This window comes from Mesorhizobium sp. M7A.F.Ca.ET.027.03.2.1 (assembly GCF_003999175.1).
GTDB lineage: Bacteria > Pseudomonadota > Alphaproteobacteria > Rhizobiales > Rhizobiaceae > Mesorhizobium.
The window spans coordinates 1-597 of record NZ_RZOM01001778.1; the positions used below are offsets into that span (position 1 = coordinate 1).

At 65.5% G+C, this 597-nt stretch carries 2 protein-coding genes; both read left to right on the forward strand.

What is annotated here, in order from left to right; genetic code table 11:
* Nucleotides 1-335 (forward strand): dihydroxyacetone kinase phosphoryl donor subunit DhaM (gene dhaM / locus EN750_RS38010; protein ID WP_127399506.1); only part of this gene is annotated, 335 nt, incomplete at its 5' end.
* A 21-nt stretch (nt 336-356) separates the two neighbouring features.
* On the forward strand, nt 357-597 hold a 241-nt coding region (locus tag EN750_RS38015; RefSeq protein ID WP_145968374.1), incomplete at its 3' end, for an HPr family phosphocarrier protein.

Here is a 597-nt window from a genome sequence, read left to right on the forward strand (position 1 = left end):
CGGCCGACATGGTGCGGCAGATGGTGGGCGACGAAGTGCCGCTTGCATGGTGCGGCGGAAACGGCCATGGCGGGCTCGGCACCAATGTCGAGGCGATCATGGGCGCCATCGACAAGGCCTGGTCGGAAGCCGGTGTCGCCATTCTGGTCGATCTCGGCGGTGCCGAGACCAACTCGGAAATGGCGGTGGAGATGATCGGCGAGCCACGCTCGCACAAGATCATCGTCTGCAACGCGCCGATCGTCGAAGGCGCGGTGATGGCGGCGACCGAGGCCTCCGGCGGCGCCTCGCTCCGGGAAGTGGTGGCGACGGCACATGAATTGTCGCCGTCGTGAGTGAACGGGAAGTTTGAAGACATGTCCGCATCCGCCGAAGCGACCGTTGTGATCACCCACGAGGTGGGCCTGCACGCGCGTCCTTCGGTGAAGTTCACCAAGCTGGCCAAGAGCTTTGCCGCCGAGGTGGAAATCGCGCTGGCTGCCAACGGACCATGGTTCGACGCCAAGAGCATCGTCAAGGTGATGGCGGCCAAGGCGCCGAAGGGCACGGTGCTGCGCATCAGGGCCAGCGGTGACGGCGCCAATGATGCCGTCACCG